At 65.7% G+C, this 17,552-nt stretch carries 19 protein-coding genes; 5 read left to right on the forward strand and 14 right to left on the reverse strand.

Going from position 1 to position 17,552, the window contains the following annotated elements:
* Positions 1 to 114 precede the first annotated feature (114 nt).
* Complete coding sequence (locus EIP75_RS02350) at positions 115 to 2,100, reverse strand: DNA topoisomerase IV subunit B (RefSeq protein WP_125241635.1); 1,986 nt, start codon at positions 2,098 to 2,100, stop codon at positions 115 to 117.
* A gap of 119 nt (positions 2,101 to 2,219) precedes the next feature.
* Here EIP75_RS02350 and EIP75_RS02355 point away from each other — a divergent pair, with 119 nt between their 5' ends.
* Entirely contained in the window at positions 2,220 to 2,858 is a 639-nt protein-coding gene (locus EIP75_RS02355; RefSeq protein ID WP_125241636.1) for a PEP-CTERM sorting domain-containing protein, read from the forward strand.
* A 67-nt stretch (positions 2,859 to 2,925) separates the two neighbouring features.
* Here the strand turns inward: EIP75_RS02355 and fliR are convergent, their stop codons facing one another.
* The 13 genes from fliR to fliF all read right to left on the reverse strand — a co-directional run bounded on the left by fliR (position 2,926) and on the right by fliF (position 14,582).
* Positions 2,926 to 3,687 carry a flagellar biosynthetic protein FliR gene (gene fliR / locus EIP75_RS02360; RefSeq protein ID WP_125241637.1) on the reverse strand — a complete coding sequence of 254 codons (762 nt, stop codon included), beginning with the start codon at positions 3,685 to 3,687 and terminating at the stop codon, positions 2,926 to 2,928.
* A 9-nt stretch (positions 3,688 to 3,696) separates the two neighbouring features.
* Positions 3,697 to 3,966 (reverse strand): flagellar biosynthesis protein FliQ, encoded by a 270-nt coding sequence (gene fliQ, locus EIP75_RS02365; protein WP_125241638.1) that lies wholly within the window; start codon positions 3,964 to 3,966, stop codon positions 3,697 to 3,699.
* A gap of 13 nt (positions 3,967 to 3,979) precedes the next feature.
* Positions 3,980 to 4,786 (reverse strand): flagellar type III secretion system pore protein FliP, encoded by an 807-nt coding sequence (gene fliP / locus EIP75_RS02370; protein WP_125241639.1) that lies wholly within the window; start codon positions 4,784 to 4,786, stop codon positions 3,980 to 3,982.
* Positions 4,787 to 4,821: 35 nt separating this feature from the next.
* Entirely contained in the window at positions 4,822 to 5,214 is a 393-nt protein-coding gene (locus tag EIP75_RS02375; protein WP_125241640.1) for a FliO/MopB family protein, read from the reverse strand.
* Positions 5,215 to 5,230: 16 nt separating this feature from the next.
* Positions 5,231 to 5,635 (reverse strand): flagellar motor switch protein FliN, encoded by a 405-nt coding sequence (fliN, locus tag EIP75_RS02380; RefSeq protein WP_420797144.1) that lies wholly within the window; start codon positions 5,633 to 5,635, stop codon positions 5,231 to 5,233.
* A gap of 55 nt (positions 5,636 to 5,690) precedes the next feature.
* The gene (fliM, locus tag EIP75_RS02385; RefSeq protein ID WP_125241642.1) at positions 5,691 to 6,698 is read right to left on the reverse strand and encodes a flagellar motor switch protein FliM; all 1,008 of its coding nucleotides are present in this window, start codon (positions 6,696 to 6,698) and stop codon (positions 5,691 to 5,693) included.
* Between the two features lie 30 nt (positions 6,699 to 6,728).
* Positions 6,729 to 7,349, reverse strand: coding sequence for a flagellar basal body-associated FliL family protein (locus tag EIP75_RS02390; protein WP_125241643.1), 621 nt, complete (start codon positions 7,347 to 7,349; stop codon positions 6,729 to 6,731).
* Positions 7,350 to 7,464: 115 nt separating this feature from the next.
* Complete coding sequence (locus EIP75_RS02395; protein ID WP_125241644.1) at positions 7,465 to 8,898, reverse strand: flagellar hook-length control protein FliK; 1,434 nt, start codon at positions 8,896 to 8,898, stop codon at positions 7,465 to 7,467.
* A 26-nt stretch (positions 8,899 to 8,924) separates the two neighbouring features.
* On the reverse strand, positions 8,925 to 9,413 hold the full coding sequence (gene fliJ, locus EIP75_RS02400; protein ID WP_125241645.1) for a flagellar export protein FliJ: 489 nt from the start codon (positions 9,411 to 9,413) through the stop codon (positions 8,925 to 8,927).
* Positions 9,414 to 9,447: 34 nt separating this feature from the next.
* The gene (gene fliI / locus EIP75_RS02405; protein WP_420797138.1) at positions 9,448 to 10,878 is read right to left on the reverse strand and encodes a flagellar protein export ATPase FliI; all 1,431 of its coding nucleotides are present in this window, start codon (positions 10,876 to 10,878) and stop codon (positions 9,448 to 9,450) included.
* A 13-nt stretch (positions 10,879 to 10,891) separates the two neighbouring features.
* Positions 10,892 to 11,869: a FliH/SctL family protein gene (locus EIP75_RS02410; RefSeq protein ID WP_125241646.1), complete on the reverse strand. Its 978-nt coding sequence runs from the start codon at positions 11,867 to 11,869 to the stop codon at positions 10,892 to 10,894.
* Positions 11,856 to 12,851 (reverse strand): flagellar motor switch protein FliG, encoded by a 996-nt coding sequence (gene fliG / locus EIP75_RS02415; protein ID WP_125241647.1) that lies wholly within the window; start codon positions 12,849 to 12,851, stop codon positions 11,856 to 11,858. The genes EIP75_RS02410 and fliG overlap by 14 nt, the downstream gene beginning before the upstream one ends.
* Before the next feature lie 9 nt (positions 12,852 to 12,860).
* The gene (fliF, locus tag EIP75_RS02420) at positions 12,861 to 14,582 is read right to left on the reverse strand and encodes a flagellar basal-body MS-ring/collar protein FliF (RefSeq protein WP_125241648.1); all 1,722 of its coding nucleotides are present in this window, start codon (positions 14,580 to 14,582) and stop codon (positions 12,861 to 12,863) included.
* 214 nt (positions 14,583 to 14,796) lie between these two features.
* Here fliF and fliE point away from each other — a divergent pair, with 214 nt between their 5' ends.
* The 4 genes from fliE (at position 14,797) to EIP75_RS02435 (ending at position 17,547) form a co-directional block, all read left to right on the forward strand.
* On the forward strand, positions 14,797 to 15,150 hold the full coding sequence (fliE, locus tag EIP75_RS02425) for a flagellar hook-basal body complex protein FliE (protein WP_125241649.1): 354 nt from the start codon (positions 14,797 to 14,799) through the stop codon (positions 15,148 to 15,150).
* Between the two features lie 93 nt (positions 15,151 to 15,243).
* Positions 15,244 to 16,539, forward strand: a complete 1,296-nt coding sequence (locus EIP75_RS02430; protein WP_233584643.1) for an MFS transporter — start codon at positions 15,244 to 15,246, stop codon at positions 16,537 to 16,539.
* Between the two features lie 13 nt (positions 16,540 to 16,552).
* Positions 16,553 to 16,684 carry a hypothetical protein gene (locus EIP75_RS24820; protein ID WP_274379797.1) on the forward strand — a complete coding sequence of 44 codons (132 nt, stop codon included), beginning with the start codon at positions 16,553 to 16,555 and terminating at the stop codon, positions 16,682 to 16,684.
* Between the two features lie 50 nt (positions 16,685 to 16,734).
* Positions 16,735 to 17,547: an SDR family oxidoreductase gene (locus EIP75_RS02435; protein WP_125241650.1), complete on the forward strand. Its 813-nt coding sequence runs from the start codon at positions 16,735 to 16,737 to the stop codon at positions 17,545 to 17,547.
* The last annotated feature ends 5 nt before the right edge of the window (positions 17,548 to 17,552 follow it).

Here is a 17,552-nt window from a genome sequence, read left to right on the forward strand (position 1 = left end):
GGCTCCTTGGTGGACGACAGTCCACACTGTAGGCTTGCCCATCTCCCCCCGACATCAGCACAGCACCCGCCGTGCTGTAGGCCAGCGCCTACGTGCGGCGCCAGCCCGCCCCGGTCAGATGTCGATCTCGACCGCGTCGCCGTGCAGCTCCATCAGCTCGCGGCGCGAGGCAGCCTCACCCTTGCCCATCAGCTTGTTGAACGAACCTTCGGTGGATTCGAAACCCGGCTCGCCATAGGCCACCGGCAACAACCGGCGCGTCTCGGGATTCAGCGTGGTGTCCCACAGCTGCTCGGCGTTCATCTCGCCCAGGCCCTTGAAGCGGCCGATGCTCCAGGCGCCTTCGCGGCAGCCTTCCTTGCGAAGCTTGTCCAGGATGGCGTGCAATTCACCATCGTCCAGCGCATAGATCTTGGCTGCAGGCTTTTTGCCCCGCGCAGGCGCATCCACACGGTAGAGCGGCGGGCGCGCCACGTAGATGTGGCCGGTTTCGATCAGCTTGGGGAAGTGGCGGAAGAACAGCGTCAGCAGCAGCACCTGGATGTGCGAGCCGTCCACGTCGGCGTCCGACAAGATGCAGACCTTGCCGTAGCGCAGGCCGGACAGGTCCGGTGTGTCGTTCGGGCCATGTGGATCAACACCGATGGCCACAGAGATGTCGTGGATCTCGTTGTTCTTGAAGAGCAGATCCCGCTCGACTTCCCAGGCATTGAGCACCTTGCCGCGCAGCGGCAGGATGGCCTGAGTTTCCTTGTCACGGCCCATCTTGGCACTGCCACCTGCTGAATCGCCCTCGACCAGGAAGACTTCGTTCAGGCTGATGTCGCGGCTCTCGCAATCGGTGAGCTTGCCGGGCAGCACGGCCACGCCGGAACCCTTCTTCTTTTCCACCTTCTGGCCAGCGCGCTGCCGCGCCTGCGCCTGCTTGATGACCAGATCCGCCAGCTTCTTGCCGTGATCCACATGCTGGTTCAGCCACAGCTCGAGCGCCGGCTTCACGTAGGTGCTGACCAGGCGGAGCGCATCACGGCTGTTCAGGCGTTCCTTGGTCTGGCCCTGGAACTGAGGGTCGAGCACCTTGGCGCTCAGCACGAAGCTGGCGCGCGAGAACACATCGTCGGGCATCAGTTTCACACCCTTGGGACTGAGCGCGTGCATCTCGATGAAGCCCTTCACAGCCTGGAACAGCCCGTCCTTCAAGCCCGATTCATGGGTGCCGCCGGCCACCGTGGGAATCAGATTGACATAGCTCTCGCGCATCGGCGCGCCTTCTTCCGTGAAGGCCACGCACCAGGCCGCGCCCTCGCCCTCTGCGAAGTTCTCCGTCTCGCTGCCACTGGCGTACTGTTCGCCTTCAAACAGCGGAATCACCGGGTCGGCATTGAGCGTCTGCGTCAAGTAGTCGCGCAGGCCGCCTTTGTACAGCCAGGTCTGCGTCTCGCCGGTTTTCTCGTGCGTGAGCGTGATGGTCACGCCGGGCATCAGCACGGCCTTGCTGCGCAGCATGTGCACCAGCTCGCCCTTGGGCAGCTCTGCGCTTTCAAAGTACTTGGGATCGGGCCAGGCACGCACGGCCGTGCCGTTCTTGCGGTCGCCGCTGGCTGCGGGCCGCACTGTGACCGGCTCGATCACGTCACCGCCACCGAAGGCCAGTTGCGCCACCTGCTTGTCGCGCCACACCGTCACCTGCAGTCGCGTGGACAGCGCATTCGTCACGCTCACACCCACGCCATGAAGGCCGCCGGAGAAGCTGTAGGCACCGCCCGAACCCTTGTCGAATTTGCCCCCCGCGTGCAGGCGGGTGAACACGATCTCAACCACGGACACGCCTTCTTCAGGGTGCATGCCGAACGGGATGCCCCGCCCCTCGTCCTCGACGCTGATCGATCCATCCGTGTGCAGGGTGACCGCGATGCGCTTGCCAAAACCTGCGAGGGCCTCGTCGGCGGCGTTGTCGATCACCTCCTGGATGATGTGCAGCGGATTGTCCGTGCGGGTGTACATGCCCGGGCGCTGCTTGACGGGCTCCAGGCCCTTGAGAACGCGGATGGACGATTCGCCGTAACCGGCGTTGGGAGCAGACAGAGGTTTCGTGGCCATGGGCCGGGATTGTAGGCACCTGGTCCCACCATATCGATGGATACAGGTTTTTACGAATGTGTTAATTTAACGGTGTTGGTTATACCAACTTACAAGCTGCAGCACCTTCGGAGCATCCCATGCTAAAGACGATCGCACGGCCCCTCGCGGCCGGCCTGGGCGCGCTGGCCCTTGCCTCCAGCGCTTTGGCCGCCAATTACACCGTGGACACGCCCACCGCCGAGCCGTACTACAAGACGGATCCGATCATCCAGGGTGCCGGCGCATTCTCCGACACGTTCAGTTTCTCGGTAGCGGCCACCACCGACTCGTTCATCTGGGTGCTGCCCTACAACCCGCTGGATATTTCTGCCTTGTGGGTAGGCACCCATGGCGTGCAGGTCAGCCTGTTCGACAGCACCAACATCCTGGTCGGCTCCGGCAAGACTGCCGCACAACTGGGCATCAACCTTTACAGCGACCCGGCCACGGCGGCCTACGCGCTCACCCTGAAGGCGGCGGGGTATGACCCCGCCCAGTCGCTGTTCTGGAGCGGCTCGCTGAATGCCGGTACTTACACCGCCACGGTCAGCGGGATCGCGGGTGGCTTGCTCAGCGGCACCTTTGGCGGTGGCGGGGCCTACATCGCCAAGTTCAGCATCCCCACCGCCGTGCCCGAACCCAGCACACAGGCGATGCTGGCTGGCGGCCTGATCATCCTGGGTACGGTGGCTGCCCGCCGCCGCGTGAAGGTGCGCAGCGGATCCGGGCAAGCCTGATCGCGCGGCACCCAGATGAAAAACGGGCCCACGGGCCCGTTTTTTCATGCCCGCGCAGCCCGCGCACCTACCGGAAAAAGCCCAGCATGCGCTCCAGCGCCGCCGTGAACGGCGCCTGCATCATCGGCAGGGTGAGCCACAGCCCGGTGATGCCCACGCCGATGGACATTGGAAAGCCCACCGAGAAGATGTTCATCTGGGGCGCAACGCGGGCGATCAGGCCCATCACGATGTTCACCAGGGTGAGCATGGCCACGATGGGCAGGGACACCCACAAGCCCAGGCGGAAGACCTCGGCACCCCACACCTGCGGCTGCAAGGTACGGATGAAGGCCAGCGGCTCGGGCGCGATCGGAAAGACCGTGAAGCTGCCCACCACGGCCGAGGTCAGCAGCAGGTGGCCGTTCATCACCACGAAAAGCCAGGCCGCGATGGTGCCGTAGAAGCGGCTGACGGCGGTGGCCTGAGAACCGGACATCGGATCGAAGAAGGCCGCGAAGTTCAAGCCCATCTGTAGACCGATGATTTCACCGGCGAACTCGATGGCCGCGAAGATCACGCGGGCCGCAAAACCGATGGTCACGCCGATCAGCAACTGCTGCAGCACCACCATCAGCGCGATGGGCGAATCCAGCGGGATCACCGGCATCTCGGGCAAGGAGGGCTGGGCGCACAGCACGATCAGGATGGCCAGGCCCACGCGCACCCGCCGCGGCACCGTGCGCATCGAGAACACCGGCGCGGCCGTGAACAGGCCCAGCACCCTGAAGAAAGGCCACAGCCACGGCGAGATCCACGCCATGACCTGGGCCTCGCTGAAGGTGACCATGGGCCGTGCTCAGCCCACGACGCTGGGAATGGATTCCAGCGTCGTGCGGATCAGATCCACCAGCGTGCTGATCATCCAGGGGCCGGCCAGGCCCAACATGGCGAAAGCAGCCAGCAGCTTGGGCACGAAGGACAAGGTCTGTTCGTGAATCTGAGTGGCCGCCTGCAGGATGCTGATCACCAGGCCCACACCCAGCACCACGAGCAGGATGGGGGCGCAGACCATCAGCAGGGTCAGCAGGCCGTCGCGGCCAATGGTGAGGACTTGTTGCGGATCCATGGTCTTGCGTGGTTCAGGTGGCAAAGCTGGCGGCCAGAGAGCCCAGCAGCAGGTTCCAGCCATCGGCCAGCACGAACAGCATCAGCTTGAAGGGCAACGCCACCATCACAGGTGACAGCATCATCATGCCCAGGCTCATCAGCACGCTGGCCACGACCATGTCGATGACCAGGAAGGGGATGAAGATGAGGAAGGCGATCTGGAAGGCCGACTTCAGCTCGCTGGTGACGAAGGCAGGCACCAGCACCCGAAAGGGCACGTCCTGGGGCGTGATCTTGCCCTCGTACTTGGCCAGCTTGGAGAACAGCATCAGGTCCGACTGGCGTGTCTGCTTGCCCATGAACTCGCGGAACGGGCCCTGCCCACGGTCCAGCGCCTCATTGAAGCTGATCTGGTTGGCGGCAAAGGGCTCGTAGGCTTCCTTGTAGACCTTGTCGATGGTCGGCCCCATGACGAACAGGGTCAGGAACAGCGACAGGCCCACGATGACCTGGTTGGGCGGCGCCGTCTGGGCACCCAGGGCCTGCCGGGTCAGGCTCAGTACGATCACGATGCGGGTGAAGCCCGTCATCATCAGCACGGCGGCCGGCAAGAAGCTCAGCGCCGTGAAGAAGAGCAGGGTCTGGATGGGCACCGAGTAGCTGTTGCCCGAGGCGCCCTGCCCCACCATCAAGGGCAGGCCACCCGACGGGGCCGGGGTGATCTGTCCGCCCGCCTGGGCCCAGGCCAGGGCCGGCAGCAGGGTGGACAGCAACACCAGGGCACCCAGGCGCAGAACCCTGGAGCTTTGGTTTGAGCAACAACGTGCCGATATCGACATGGGGGGAACCTGGTTTTGCGATGGGTAGCGCGCCTTCAGGCGCGCGGATCTTGTGGCGAGCCGGTTGCGCTTGACGACGCCCCCTGCCGATCGGCCACTCGGCGCAGCAACTGGGCGAAAGGCGGCAGGGGCCGAACATTGTTCGCGCCAGGCTGCGCGGCCGGCGCATCCATCGTGTGCAAGGTGTTGATCTGCTGGCCCGTCACACCCAGCACGAGCCAGGTGCGTTGCTCGCCGCTGTTGACCTCGATGGTCACGACGCGTTGACCATTGCCCAGGCTCACCTGGGCGACAGGCTTGAGCACTGCAGCAGCGCCCTCGCCTTGCAGCCCCGTGGCCATGCCGGAGCGCTTGAGCAGCCAAAGCGACACGGGGATCAGTGCCAGCACGATGAGCAGCCAGAACACCATCAGTCCGGTGGATTGCATGGGTCGTGTCCTTGGCTCAGTTGCCCTTGCTCAGGCGACGCATGCGCTCGGACGGCGTGACGATGTCGGTCAGGCGGATACCGAACTTGTCGTTTACCACCACCACCTCGCCCTGCGCGATCAGGAAGCCGTTGACCAGCACGTCCATCGGTTCGCCGGCCATGGCATCGAGCTCCACCACCGACCCCTGTGCCAGTTGCAGGATGTTCTTGATGGGGATGCGCGTGCGACCCAGTTCCACCGTGAGCTGCACGGGGATGTCCAGGATCATGTTCAGGTCGTTGCCGGCCGGGTTGGCAGGCGCAGGCGAGAAGTTCGCGAAAGTGGCGGGCGTCATCTGGGGGGCGGCATCGGTCACTTCGGACGCGGTGCCCGACGATGAGGACTGTTGAGCCAATGCAGCTTCCCATTCCGCGGCCATCGCGTCCTGCTCCTCATTGCCCTTGGCTTCGTCGGGCGGAAATTCGGCGGCGGTGTCAGACATTCTTTTCTCCCAGCCAACCCATGTCGGCGGTGTTGTGGGTGAGCAGTTTTTCGACCCTCAAGGCGTATTTGCCGTTAGAGGTGCCGTAATAGCACTCGAAGATGGGTACGCCGTCGACCTTGGCCTCCAGCAGCTGGTTCAGATCCAGCTCGATGAAGTCGCCTGGCTTGAAGGACAGCAGTTGTTCGACGGTGGCCGGGGCCTTGGCCAGTTCGGCCACCACCTCGACCTCGGCCGACTGGATCTGCTGTTGCAGCAGCTTGACCCAGCGGCGGTCAGGCTCGGCCGAATCACCCTGGATGGACGAATACAGGATGTCGCGAATGGGCTCCAGCGCGGCGTAGGGGATGCAGATGTGGACGGTGCCGCTGGTCTCGCCGATCTCCAGCGTGAACGAGGTGCACACCACGATCTCGCTGGGCGTGGCGATGGTGGCGAACTGAGGCTGCATCTCCGAGCGCTGGTACTCCAGCTCGACCGGGTAGATGCCCTTCCACGCCTTCTTGTACTCGACAGTGATGACTTCAATGAGGCGCTGGATGATGCGCTGCTCGGTGGGAGAGAAATCACGGCCTTCGATCCGGGTGTGGAACTTGCCGGCTCCGCCGAACAAGGCATCGATCACGGCAAATACCAGGGTCGGGTCACACACCACCAGGCCCGAACCGCGCAAAGGGCGGATGGCCATGATGTTGAAGTTGGTGGGCACCACGATCTCGCGCAGGAAGGCGCTGTACTTCTGCACCTTGATGCCGCCCACGGACACTTCGGGCGAGCGGCGAATCAGGTTGAACAGGCCGATGCGGATGTTGCGGGCAAAACGCTCGTTGATGATCTCCATCGTGGGCATGCGCCCACGAACGATACGCTCCTGGCTGGCCAGGTTGTAGTCGCGGATGCCCTCGACCGGCGCATCGTCCTGCTCCAGCTTCTGGCTTTCACCGGTGATGCCCTGCAACAGGGCATCGACTTCATCTTGCGAGAGGATTTGCTGATTCATGGCGACTCACTCTACTGCGCGTCGGCCGCATCACTGAACGATGAAGTTCGAATAGTGCACATGCACGATAGGGTTGTACACCTCGACCTTCTTTTTCTTCTTCTTTTTCTTCTTCGGCGCTTCGTCTTCCGCAGTGTCCTCTTCCTCGTCGGGATCAGGCACTTCGTAGCCCATGGCGCGCGCGGTTTCCCGGCGGATCTCTTCGGCCAGCTTCTGCTTGCCCTCGGGGCTGAGAAGGTCTTCGCTGCTCTTGTGCGACAGGATCAGCAGGATGCCGTTGCGGATGGCCGGCATGTAGTTCTTGATCTCGTCGCCCAGCTTGGGGTCTTCCACCTGCAGGTTGATGCCCACCTGCGCATAGCGGTCGGCATCCTTGTCGGACAGGTTCACGGTGAAGGGATCCAGCGGCACGAAGGTGGGCGGGTGGCCGTCGGCCTTGTGCTCCTTGGGCTTGGCCTTCTCGGCGGGGGCTTCGTGCTCTTCGTCACCCTCTTCGCCGGCTTCGGCATGGGTGTTCTTCTTCATCAGCAGCACGGCCGCAGCACCACCACCGACCACCACCAGGAGCAGCACGGCCACGATGATGATGATCAGTTTCTTGGAGCCGCCCTTGGGGGCGGCATCAGCGGCGGGGGCGGGGGCGGCGGCCATGCATGAATCTCCGTTTCAGTCTGTGCCTCGATTATTCCGAGGCGGAGCTTTTTGCAATGTGCGAATAAGCCGCCCTTAATGCCGGTTGATTCCTCCGGACGCCTGGCGATCTGGATCAGGCGTAGAGGTCCAACCCGCCCGGACGCGCGGCAGGCCGGGGCATGGGCGCCAGGCCAGCTTGTGCGTCCATGTCGGCCTGCTCGGCGCCCAGGCCACGGCCGGACCAGGCCATGGCGCGTGGCTGCCCCTCGCCCTGCCCTTGTTGCTGCTGGGCCCAGGCCTGGCTGGCCCCCTGATCGGACACACCGCCACCCGACAGGCTCAGCCCGGCGTCTTCCAGCGCGCTGGAAAGGGCTGGCAGGCTGGCTTCGAGGGCCTGGCGCGTCTCGGCGTGGGCCGCGGCAAAGTCCACCTGGGCGTTCTGGCCGTCCATCACGATGCGGATGTGCACGGGGCCCATGTCCTCCGGGTTCAGCCGCAGTTCGGCCGTCATCTGGCCATTGGCGGGGGTGCCCGACACCCACATGCCCACGCGCTCGGCCAGGGCATTCTTGAAATCGGGGCTGTCGACCGGCGTCGGCAGCGTGGCGGAGGCATGTGCGGTCGACTCGGTGGCCGAGGCGCCTGCACCGGCCGGACGGGCCAGCTCACGGGCCATCAGGGCATTGAACTCCAGCGGAGAAGAGGCATCCTGGGCCGCGATCGCGGCGGTCGCACCCTGGCCCTCGGCCGCCATCATCTTGGGATCACCCTTGAGCGCCTGCTGCTGCCCCAGCAACTGCGTGGTCAGGGCGGCCGTGCCGGTGGGCAGCGCCCCCGGGCCACCCTTGCCTGCGCCAGCCCCCGCCGCATCGGACGGCTTGGCGGCACCGGCACCACCTTCGGTGAGGGCGCCATCGGCCTGCGTGGCCTGGGCCGCGTCACCGCTTTGCGACAAGGAGGCCAACCAGGCCATCATCGAGGCCGGGTCGGAGGTCGCCACATCGGCAGGAGGCTGCAACTCGCGCACCTGGGCACTACCCTCACCCTGGGCGGTGGAGAACTTCACGTCGTCCTTGCCGTGATCTGCCTCGCCCTTGGCATCCACCTGGTCGGCCTTGCCCGCCTGGTCTGCCTTGGCTGATTGCTGCCTCTCGGCCCCATCGGCCTGCTTGGGCTTGGCGCGTGCCTCGTTGTTCGGCTTGTTCTGCTGCGTGTTGGTCTTCTGGGCCTGCTTGGCAGGCTGGGCCTGGGTTTCAGGCTTGGCCGGCGTGGGCGGCTGCTGCCTCTGCTGCAGATGGGCGGTGCTCTGTGCCGCAGCAGCCTTGGCACGCAGGGCTTGTGCCGCGGCGTTGGCCTGGGCCCCCACCCCGGCAGACAGGCTGCCCTGGACGCTGGCTTGCGGGTTCTGGTATTGGGACATCAGCTTGGCGAAGGTCTGGCTGTCGTTGCCCGAGCCCTTGCCCAGCACATCGGCCAGCGAGCCGCCCGCGACACCGGAGGTCGCGCCCGACGTCTGCGAGCCCGGCTTGTTCAGCAGGGAGGGCAGATTCTGTAGATTGGTGCTCATCGGTGTTCTCGCTTGTCTGTTCGTTGTCAGTGAGAGGACGGCGGCAGGTTGCTCTTGGCCGACATCGGGCCGGGGGGAGCCGAGGCCATCAGCCGGGCTGCCAGCTCGTCGGTGGCCTTCTGCTCGCGGCGCACTTCCTTCTGAAGCTGTTCTTTTTCACGGCGCTCCAGCAACTGCGTCACCGCGGCCACCTTGCGCTCGCGTTCGATCAGCTCGGCGCGGCAACGCTCCATGGACAGGTTGAACTGCTCGCTGCGCCTGCGCTGGTCGTCGACCGCATCGCCCAGCCGGGCCATGAAATCCTGGTAGCAGCGCATGATCTCCATGCCGCCGGCCTGGCGGAACTGCGTCTGCCAGCGGCTCTGGTACTGGTCACGGAAATCCTGCAGGGATTGCAGTTGCTGGCGTGAGCCTTCATGCGCCTTGCGGCTGAGCTCGAACTGCGCGAGCGCGGCATCACGGGCCTCTTCGGCCTGCCCCAGCAGGGTCATCAAGGGTTGCTGAGAGGTGCTCACGATAGGCTCCGATCAAGCGGCAATAGGCTTTTCTTCACCCCTGTACGATGGCACGCAACTGTCCCACACTGTCGGTCAAAGTAGCGGGTGTATGCATGTCTTGTTGAAGCATGCCCACCATGTAGGGGTGGACTTTCACCGCCAGATCCAGCTCCGGGTCGCCCCCAGGGGTGTAGGCGCCCAGCTGGATCAGGTCTCGTGCCTTGCTGTAGCGTGACCACAGCTGGCGGAATCGCCTGGACGCATCGAGGTGCTCATGCGAGGCCACGTTGTTCATCACCCGCGATGCGGAACGCTCGATGTCGATGGCCGGGAAGTGGCCGGCTTCGGCCAGATCCCGCGAAAGCACGATGTGGCCGTCCAGGATGGCACGGGCCGCATCCGCGATCGGATCCTGCTGGTCGTCACCCTCGGACAGCACCGTGTAGAAGGCCGTGATCGAGCCATGGCCATTCAGGCCGTTGCCGCTGCGCTCGACCAGTTGCGGCAGCTTGGCAAAGCACGACGGTGGGTAGCCCTTGGTGGCAGGAGGCTCGCCAATGGCCAGCGCGATTTCACGCTGTGCCATGGCATACCGCGTGAGGGAATCCATCAGCAGCAGCACGTGCAGTCCTTCATCGCGAAAGTGCTCAGCCACGGCCGTGGCGTAAGCGGCACCCTGCATGCGGGTCAGCGGCGGCGCATCGGCGGGCGCCGCCACCACGACGGAGCGGGCCAGGCCCTCTTCGCCCAGGATGTCCTCGATGAACTCCTTGACCTCGCGGCCCCGTTCGCCGATCAGCCCGACAACGATGACATCGGCCTGGGTGTAGCGGGCCATCATGCCCATCAGCACGCTCTTGCCCACGCCGGAGCCGGCGAACAGGCCGATGCGCTGGCCGCGGCCCACGGTGAGCATGGCATTGATGGCGCGCACGCCCGTGTCCAGCGGCAGGCGCACCGGGTCACGTTCCATCGCGTTGATCGAGCGGCGCACCAGGGGCTCGCTGCGCGTGTGGGTCAGCGGGCCCCGCTTGTCCAGCGGCTCGCCCTGCGCATCCACCACACGGCCCAGCAGGCCGCTGCCAATGGGCAAATGGCGGGTGCGGTCTTCGCTGCGGCGCCAGGGGTGGCTGGGCCGCCCCAGCAGCGGCGGGTTGATGGGCAAGGCACGTGGCACCACGCGGGCGCCGCTGGCCAGGCCATGCACCTCTGCTGTGGGCATCAGGTAGGCACGGTCACCCGCAAAACCCACCACCTCGGCCAGCACAGGCGTGGCCTCCAGGCGCATCTCGGAGTGGATCTCGCAGACGGCGCCCACGGGCAGGCGCAGGCCAGCGGCCTCCAGCACCAGTCCGGCCACGCGCACCAGCTTGCCCTGGTTCTCAAGAGGCTGTGGGGCCGCGGCGCAGGCATCCAAGTCTTCCAGGAAACGCTTCCACTTGTCCATGGAAACGTCACGCCGGGTCTGCAGGGGCATGTTCATGGTGTTCGTTCCGTCAGTTGCCGGTGCTGCTCAACGGATCCATGTCGTCCAGCCACTGACTCTGGGCGTCGGCATCGGCACCAGGCGTGAAACTGCCATCCCATTCGGTGGCCACGCCCATGGCCGCAGCCACCTTGCGCCAGCGGGCCTCCACCGTCGCGTCGACCACGGCGATGTCCGATTCCACGATACACCCGCCCTGGCTGACGTGGGGGTCTGCCACCATGCGGGCGCCGCGGGCTTGCAGCACCTCTTCCAGGGCCCCCTGGGCCAGTGCATGGTCTTCAGGGTTCAGGCGCAGCACCACCTGGCGGGCCGAGGCCAGCAAGGTGGTCATGGCGTCATCGGCCACCGACAGCACCAGCTCCGGGCGCTGGGTGATCTCGCTGCGCACCACCTGGCGGGCCAGCTCCAGCGCCACGCCGGCGATGCGGCCCGAAAGCTGTTGCTCCAGCGACTCCAGCCGGGCGTGCAGGTCGTTCACCAACGCGCCCACCTGGTCGCTCATGAAGGCGGCCATCTGCGCCGCCTGGGTCTGCTTGTAGCTCTCCAGGGCAGACAGGCCGTCGCGGTAACCATCCTGGTAGCCGGCCTGGCGTGAATCGCGCACCACCGCGTCCATGTCCACCGGGGCAGGCTCAGGCTCGGGCGCCTTGGCAGGCGCGGGTGCCTGGCCAGGCACGCCACCGACCGGGCCGGGGGGCTCGGTGCGGGCCGCGCCCTGCCCTTGGGCCCCGGCCACGCCAGCGCGCACGGCGAAGGGCGCCTTGTGCACACCACCACCGGCCGGCGATTGCCCCGGCGCCGACTTGCTCACGCTCGGGTCTTCGAAAGATTCGGGCGCCCAGGCGGAAAACCCGCGCAGTTCTTCGCGCGGGATGAAACGGGTGTAACTGTTGGGCGCACCTGCCTGCCCGCCTGCACCGGCCCCGCCGTCGGCACCGGACGGCGCTCCACCGCGAGGCGGCTGCGTCTTGTTAGACGTACTCATCGTCGCCTCCGCTGGCCAGCACGATCTGGCCTTCATCGGCCAGGCGGCGGACGATCTTCAGCATTTCCTTCTGCTCGCCCTCGACCTCGGACAACTTGACGGGGCCACGCGAATCCAGGTCTTCGCGCAGCGTTTCAGCAGCACGGCTGGACATGTTGCGGAACACCTTGTCGCGGATGTCCGTCGAGGCGCCCTTGAGCGCGATGATGAGCGATTCGGTCTGCACTTCCTTGAGCAGGGCCTGGAAGCCCTTGTCGTCCAGCTTGGCCAGATCGTCGAACACGAACATGTTGTCCATGATCTTCTGGGCCAGGTCGCCATCGGCCTCGCGGATGTAGTCCAGCACCGAGGTCTCCACCGAAGAGCCCATCAGGTTGATGATCTCGGCCGCGGGCTTGACACCGCCCAGCGACTGGCGGCGCACCTGGGTGCCCCCGGCCAGCACGCGCGACATCACTTCGTTCAGGTCACGCAAAGCGGTCGGCTGGATGCCGTCCAGCGTGGCGATGCGGATCATCACCTCGTTGCGGTGGCGATCGCTGAAGTACTTGAGGGCACCGGAGGCCAGGTCCGGATCCAGGTGCACCAGGATCGCGGCCACGATCTGCGGGTGCTCGTTGCGCAGCAGTTCGGCCACCGAGGCCGGGTCCATCCACTTCAGGCTTTCGATGCCCGCCACATCGCTGGTCTGGATGATGCGATCGATCAGCAGGTTGGCCTTCTCCTCGCCCAGGGCGCGGCGCAGCACGGCCTTGACGTATTCGTCGGTGTCGGACACCAGGGACCCGACTTCGGCCGCTTCTTTGGCAAAACGGGACAAGACCGAGTCCACGCGCTCGCGTGTCACGGTCTTGAGGCGCGCGATGGTCTCGCCCAGGCTCTGAACCTCCTTGGGCTCAAGTTGCTTGAAGACCTCGGCGGCTTCGTCCTCGCCGAGGGACATCAGCAAGATGGCGGCGTCTTCTAGTCCTTGCTCATCCATGATGCGGCGTCATTCCTTGTTCACCCAGCCGCGCACGATGCCAGCCATCGCGACGGGGTTGTCCTTGGCCAGTTGGCGTGCGGCTTCCAGGCGGCGGTCGGGGCCGCTGGGCGCTTCGAGCGCGGGCAGCACCTCGCTGGCACTTTCCAGACCGGGCAGTTGCTGCTCGTCATCCACCACAGCATTCAGTCTGGACTTCGATTCATCCTTGGGGGGCTTGGCCGCGTTGATGGCAGGGCGAATGGCGCCGAACACCACGATCAGGGCCAGCAGGGTCATGGCACCAGGCACCAGCAGCGAACGCATCCACTCCTGTGTGCTCGGGTCCTTCCAGAACGGCGTGTCGGCCGTTTCTTCTTTCACCAACTGGAATGGGGTGTTGATCACCTTCACGGAATCGCCGCGCTGCTCGTTGAAGCCAATGCCTTCCTTCACAAGGGCCGTGAGTTTATCCAGATCTTCCTGGCTCAGCGGCGTCGTGGTGGTCTTGCCCTTGGCATCCGTCTTGGTGATGTTGTTGATCACCACCGCGGCGTTCAGGCGCTTGATGCTGCCCGAGGGGTTGCGCGTCACGCGGACGGTCTTGTCGACCTCGTAGTTGGTGACCGCATCGCGGCGGCTGGAGCCACCTGCGCCAGCAGCGCCGTTGGCCTGGGTGCCCTGCAGCGGCTGCGAGGCGCCATTGACCGGGGCCGTGGCCGGGGTGGGCGGCTGGTTGCTCATCGCGCCGGGCACACCGGTGGGCTGGGCGTTCGAGCCGCCAGCGCCGCTGTTCTGCTCGCTGGTCTGCTGGCTGCGCACGGCGGCGCTGGTGGGCGTCTGGTTCGGCTTGAACTCTTCGGCCGTCGATTCAACCTGTGAAAAATCCAGGTCGGCCGTCACCTGCGCCCGCAGGTTGTCCTTGCCGACCACGGGCTCGAGCAGGTCGCGGATGCGCTGCGTGAAACCGGTTTCCATCTGGCGAACATATTGAAGCTGCTGGGCATCCAGGCCGGCCTGGTCCACGTTGGCGCCTTCGGCCTGCCCCGACAGCAGCGAACCGCTCTGGTCCACCACGCTCACCGACTTGGGCGACATCTCCGGCACGCTGGAGGACACCAGGTGCACGATGCCCGCCACTTGTCCCTTGTCCAGGGTGCGGCCAGCGTACATGCTCAGGATCACCGAGGCCGAGGCCTTCTGCTGCTCCCGGAAGAATCCGTTCTGGTTGGGCAGGGCCAGGTGCACGCGGGCAGATTCCACGCCCGACAGGGTCTGGATGGAGCGCGTCAGCTCGCCTTCGAGGCCGCGCTGGAAGTTCAGGCGCTCCTGGAACTGTGTCACCCCGAAACGCTGGGTTTCCATCAGCTCGTAGCCGGCCACCGAGCCCTTGGGCAGGCCGGCCGAGGCCAGCTTCAGGCGCACATCGTGCACCTTGTCGGAGGGCACCATGATGGCGGCGCCGCCGTCGGTGTACTTGTAGGGCACATTCATTTGCTGCAACTGGGCCAGGATGGCCCCCCCGTCCTTGTCGGACAGGTTGTTGTACAGCACGCGGTACTCTGCCTGGTTGCTCCACATCGTCATGGCCACGAGGATGGCCAGCAGGGCCGCGATGCCACCGCCCAGCATCAGCTTGCGCTGCATGGGCAGGGACTGGACACGCTGGACAAATCCCAGGGGCGCGGCCTCGGCCGCCGAGCCGGGAGCTGGCGAAGTCAGGTTCTGAGCTTGAGCGACGGTGACATCCATGAGCTGATCTGCGCGAGGGCCGCGCATCGAGATCACACGATGCCGCAAACCCTTCAAGTACGGGGCCCATTATTGGGAAGCCGGCGGTAAAAAGTGCCGGGAACAGCCAGTCAAATGGGGACCACTTCGCACCATCGGACACGGGTCACCCCGGCTAGGATGCCAATCGTGGTGAGATCCATCACACCTTGTCGTCTTCAGCGGTATCGACACCATGGACCTGAAACTTAAGCCTTTCGATTTCGCCCAGGCCGCGTCCCGCGCCGGCATGGCCGACGTGGCACAGCGGGTGCAGGCCAAGACACGCCTGGAGGCGGCAGGCAATGCGGGTGCCAAGGTGGACGGCCCCAGCTTCCAGACCGCGTTCTCGAGCGCGCTCAAGGGCGTGAGCCAGGCGCAGAACCAGGCCACCTCCATGCAGCGCGAGGTGCAGTTCGACAACCCCACCGTCAGCCTGGAAGAAACCATGATCGCCATGCAGAAGGCGCAACTCGGTTTCCAGTCGGCCGTTCAGGTGCGCAACAAGCTGGTTCAGGCGTATACCGATATCATGAACATGCAGGTCTGACGCCCTCGCCCACCGATCACCAGATTTACCAGGCATTGCATTCGGGCGCACGTCCGGGAATCCCAGTCAGATCCACATCCTGACGGAGCCCCCTTGAGCCAGCCCACCCCCTCGCAGGTGCACGCACCCGCGCCCCTGTCGCCCATCCTGCCCCTGTGGCAGTTGCTGTTCTGCGGCGCCTTTGTCGTAACCTTGTCGATGGGCATCCGCCATGGCTTCGGCCTGTGGCTGCAACCCATCTGCATGGAGCGCGGCTGGAGTCGGGAATCCTTCTCCTTCGCGCTTGCCATCCAGAACCTGGTGTGGGGCCTCTCCGGCCCTCTGGTGGGTTGGTGGGCCGATCGCCGAGGCGCCACCGCACCCTTGTGGTTGGGGGCCCTGCTCTATGCGGCCGGCCTGCTGGGCATGGCCACCAGCACGCACCTGGGCCTGTTCACACTGAGCACCGGCGTGCTGATCGGCTGCGCCCAGGCGTGCAGCACCTATGCCGTGGTCTATGGCGTGATCGGACGCCACGTGAGCGCTCAGCAACGCTCCTGGGCCATGGGCATCACGGCCGCGGCCGGCTCCTTCGGCCAGTTCCTGATGGTGCCCCTCTCCAGCACGCTGATCTCGGGCGTGGGCTGGCAGACCGCCCTGTGGGTGCTGGCGGGCACGGCCTTGCTGATCGTGCCGCTGGGGTGGGGCCTGCGCGCCGACCGGCCCGCACCGCGCCCGTCGGCGGCGCCCGCGCAGCCGGGTGTGACCGTTGCCATTGACCCGCAAGGCCCGATGTCGGCCCTGGGCGCCCTGCGCGAAGCACTGGCCCACCCCAGCTACCAGTTGCTCACGGCAGGCTATTTTGTCTGCGGCTTCCAGCTGGCCTTCATCGGCGTGCACCTGCCCAGCTACCTCAAGGACCACGCCCTGCCCGCCCACGTGGCCACCACGGCGCTGGCGCTCATTGGCCTGTTCAACATCTTCGGCACCTATGGCATTGGCCAGTTGGGGCAGCGCTGGTCCAAGCCCTACCTGCTGGCCGGCATCTATGCGCTGCGGGCCGTGGCCATGGTGGCGTTCATCGCCGTGCCGCCCAGCGCCCTGAGCGTGGGCCTGTTCGCCGCCACCATGGGCGTGCTGTGGCTGTCCACCGTGCCGCCAACCAACGCCATCGTGGCGCAGATGCTGGGCGTGCGCCACCTGTCCATGCTGGGCGCCGTGGTGTTCCTGTCGCACCAGCTGGGCTCGTTCTGCGGCGTGTGGCTGGCCGGCCATCTGTATGACCTGACCGGCAGCTACCAGGTGGTCTGGTGGATCGCCATCGCCCTGGGCGTGACGGCCGCCGTGCTCAACCTGCCCGTGCGCGAGCACCAGCCTCCCAAGGGGCGGCTGGGTGAGGCGCTGGCCTGATGCGCGTCATGCGATGAGTCGCATCAAGCGCCATTTGCTGCACCTCGTGCTGCTGCTGATACTGGCCGGCACGTTTGCATGGTACTTTCGCGCCGACCTGCTGCTGGACCTCGCCGCGTGGTGGGCCGCCTGCGTATCGGTATGAGGTTCAGAACATGTCAACGCGCTTCATCTCCCTGATGCATCCAGAACACCATGAACCAACACGTCACCATCATCACCGGTGCCTCTGACGGCATCGGCGCCGAACTGGCCCGCCAGATCGCCGCACGCGATGGCGCCACCGCGGCACTGGTCCTGGCCGCCCGCAGCCAGGACAAGCTCGCCGAGGTGGCCCGCGCCTGCGAGGCCCATGGCGCGCATGTGCTGGTGCGCCCCACCGACGTGGGCCAGCAGGCGGACTGCGAAGGGTTGATCGCCGACACCGTGGCACGCTACGGCCGCATCGACGTGCTGGTCAACAACGCTGGCATGTCGGCCCACGCCCTGCTCGACGAAGTGCAGGACATGGACTGGTACGAACACCTGATGCGCATCAACCTGTGGGGCAGCGCCTGGTGCACCCGCGCCGCCCTGCCTCACCTCAAGGCCAGCCGCGGCCTGATCGTGGCCGTCTCCAGCCTGGCCGGGCTGGTGGGCGTGCCTGGCCGCACGGCCTACAGCGCCACCAAGTTCGCGATGACCGGATTTTTCGAATCCTTGCGTGTCGAGATGGCGCCGCACGGCGTGGGCGTCACCATCGCCTATCCGGGTGTTGTCGCCACCGACATAAGATACCGCGGGTTTAACGCTCAAGGACAAGCCGCTGGCCAAAGCGGCCTGGACGAGCGCGGCGCCATGAGCGTCGAGACCTGTGCGCGACTGATCGCCGACGGCATGGCCCGACGCCAGCGCGACATCGTGATGACCGCCAAGGGCAAGCTCGGACGCTGGATGAAGCTGCTGGCGCCCGCCCTGGTCGACCGCCTGGCCCTTGCCGCACTCAAAAATGATGTGCGGCCCCATTAGAATCT

This window comes from Aquabacterium soli, from assembly GCF_003933735.1.
GTDB lineage: Bacteria > Pseudomonadota > Gammaproteobacteria > Burkholderiales > Burkholderiaceae_C > Aquabacterium > Aquabacterium soli.

Excerpts from the sequence above, each read along its gene's own strand:
- EIP75_RS02350 (WP_125241635.1), bottom strand. The coding sequence starts at position 2,100 with ATGGCCACGAAACCTCTGTCTGCTCCCAACGCCGGTTACGGCGAATCG.
- EIP75_RS02355 (WP_125241636.1), top strand. The coding sequence starts at position 2,220 with ATGCTAAAGACGATCGCACGGCCCCTCGCGGCCGGCCTGGGCGCGCTG.
- fliR (WP_125241637.1), bottom strand. The coding sequence starts at position 3,687 with ATGGTCACCTTCAGCGAGGCCCAGGTCATGGCGTGGATCTCGCCGTGG.
- fliQ (WP_125241638.1), bottom strand. The coding sequence starts at position 3,966 with ATGGATCCGCAACAAGTCCTCACCATTGGCCGCGACGGCCTGCTGACC.
- fliP (WP_125241639.1), bottom strand. The coding sequence starts at position 4,786 with ATGTCGATATCGGCACGTTGTTGCTCAAACCAAAGCTCCAGGGTTCTG.
- EIP75_RS02375 (WP_125241640.1), bottom strand. The coding sequence starts at position 5,214 with ATGCAATCCACCGGACTGATGGTGTTCTGGCTGCTCATCGTGCTGGCA.
- fliN (WP_420797144.1), bottom strand. The coding sequence starts at position 5,635 with ATGGCCGCGGAATGGGAAGCTGCATTGGCTCAACAGTCCTCATCGTCG.
- fliM (WP_125241642.1), bottom strand. The coding sequence starts at position 6,698 with ATGAATCAGCAAATCCTCTCGCAAGATGAAGTCGATGCCCTGTTGCAG.
- EIP75_RS02390 (WP_125241643.1), bottom strand. The coding sequence starts at position 7,349 with ATGGCCGCCGCCCCCGCCCCCGCCGCTGATGCCGCCCCCAAGGGCGGC.
- EIP75_RS02395 (WP_125241644.1), bottom strand. The coding sequence starts at position 8,898 with ATGAGCACCAATCTACAGAATCTGCCCTCCCTGCTGAACAAGCCGGGC.
- fliI (WP_420797138.1), bottom strand. The coding sequence starts at position 10,878 with ATGAACATGCCCCTGCAGACCCGGCGTGACGTTTCCATGGACAAGTGG.
- EIP75_RS02410 (WP_125241646.1), bottom strand. The coding sequence starts at position 11,869 with ATGAGTACGTCTAACAAGACGCAGCCGCCTCGCGGTGGAGCGCCGTCC.
- fliG (WP_125241647.1), bottom strand. The coding sequence starts at position 12,851 with ATGGATGAGCAAGGACTAGAAGACGCCGCCATCTTGCTGATGTCCCTC.
- fliF (WP_125241648.1), bottom strand. The coding sequence starts at position 14,582 with ATGGATGTCACCGTCGCTCAAGCTCAGAACCTGACTTCGCCAGCTCCC.
- fliE (WP_125241649.1), top strand. The coding sequence starts at position 14,797 with ATGGACCTGAAACTTAAGCCTTTCGATTTCGCCCAGGCCGCGTCCCGC.
- EIP75_RS24820 (WP_274379797.1), top strand. The coding sequence starts at position 16,553 with ATGAGTCGCATCAAGCGCCATTTGCTGCACCTCGTGCTGCTGCTGATA.
- EIP75_RS02435 (WP_125241650.1), top strand. The coding sequence starts at position 16,735 with ATGAACCAACACGTCACCATCATCACCGGTGCCTCTGACGGCATCGGC.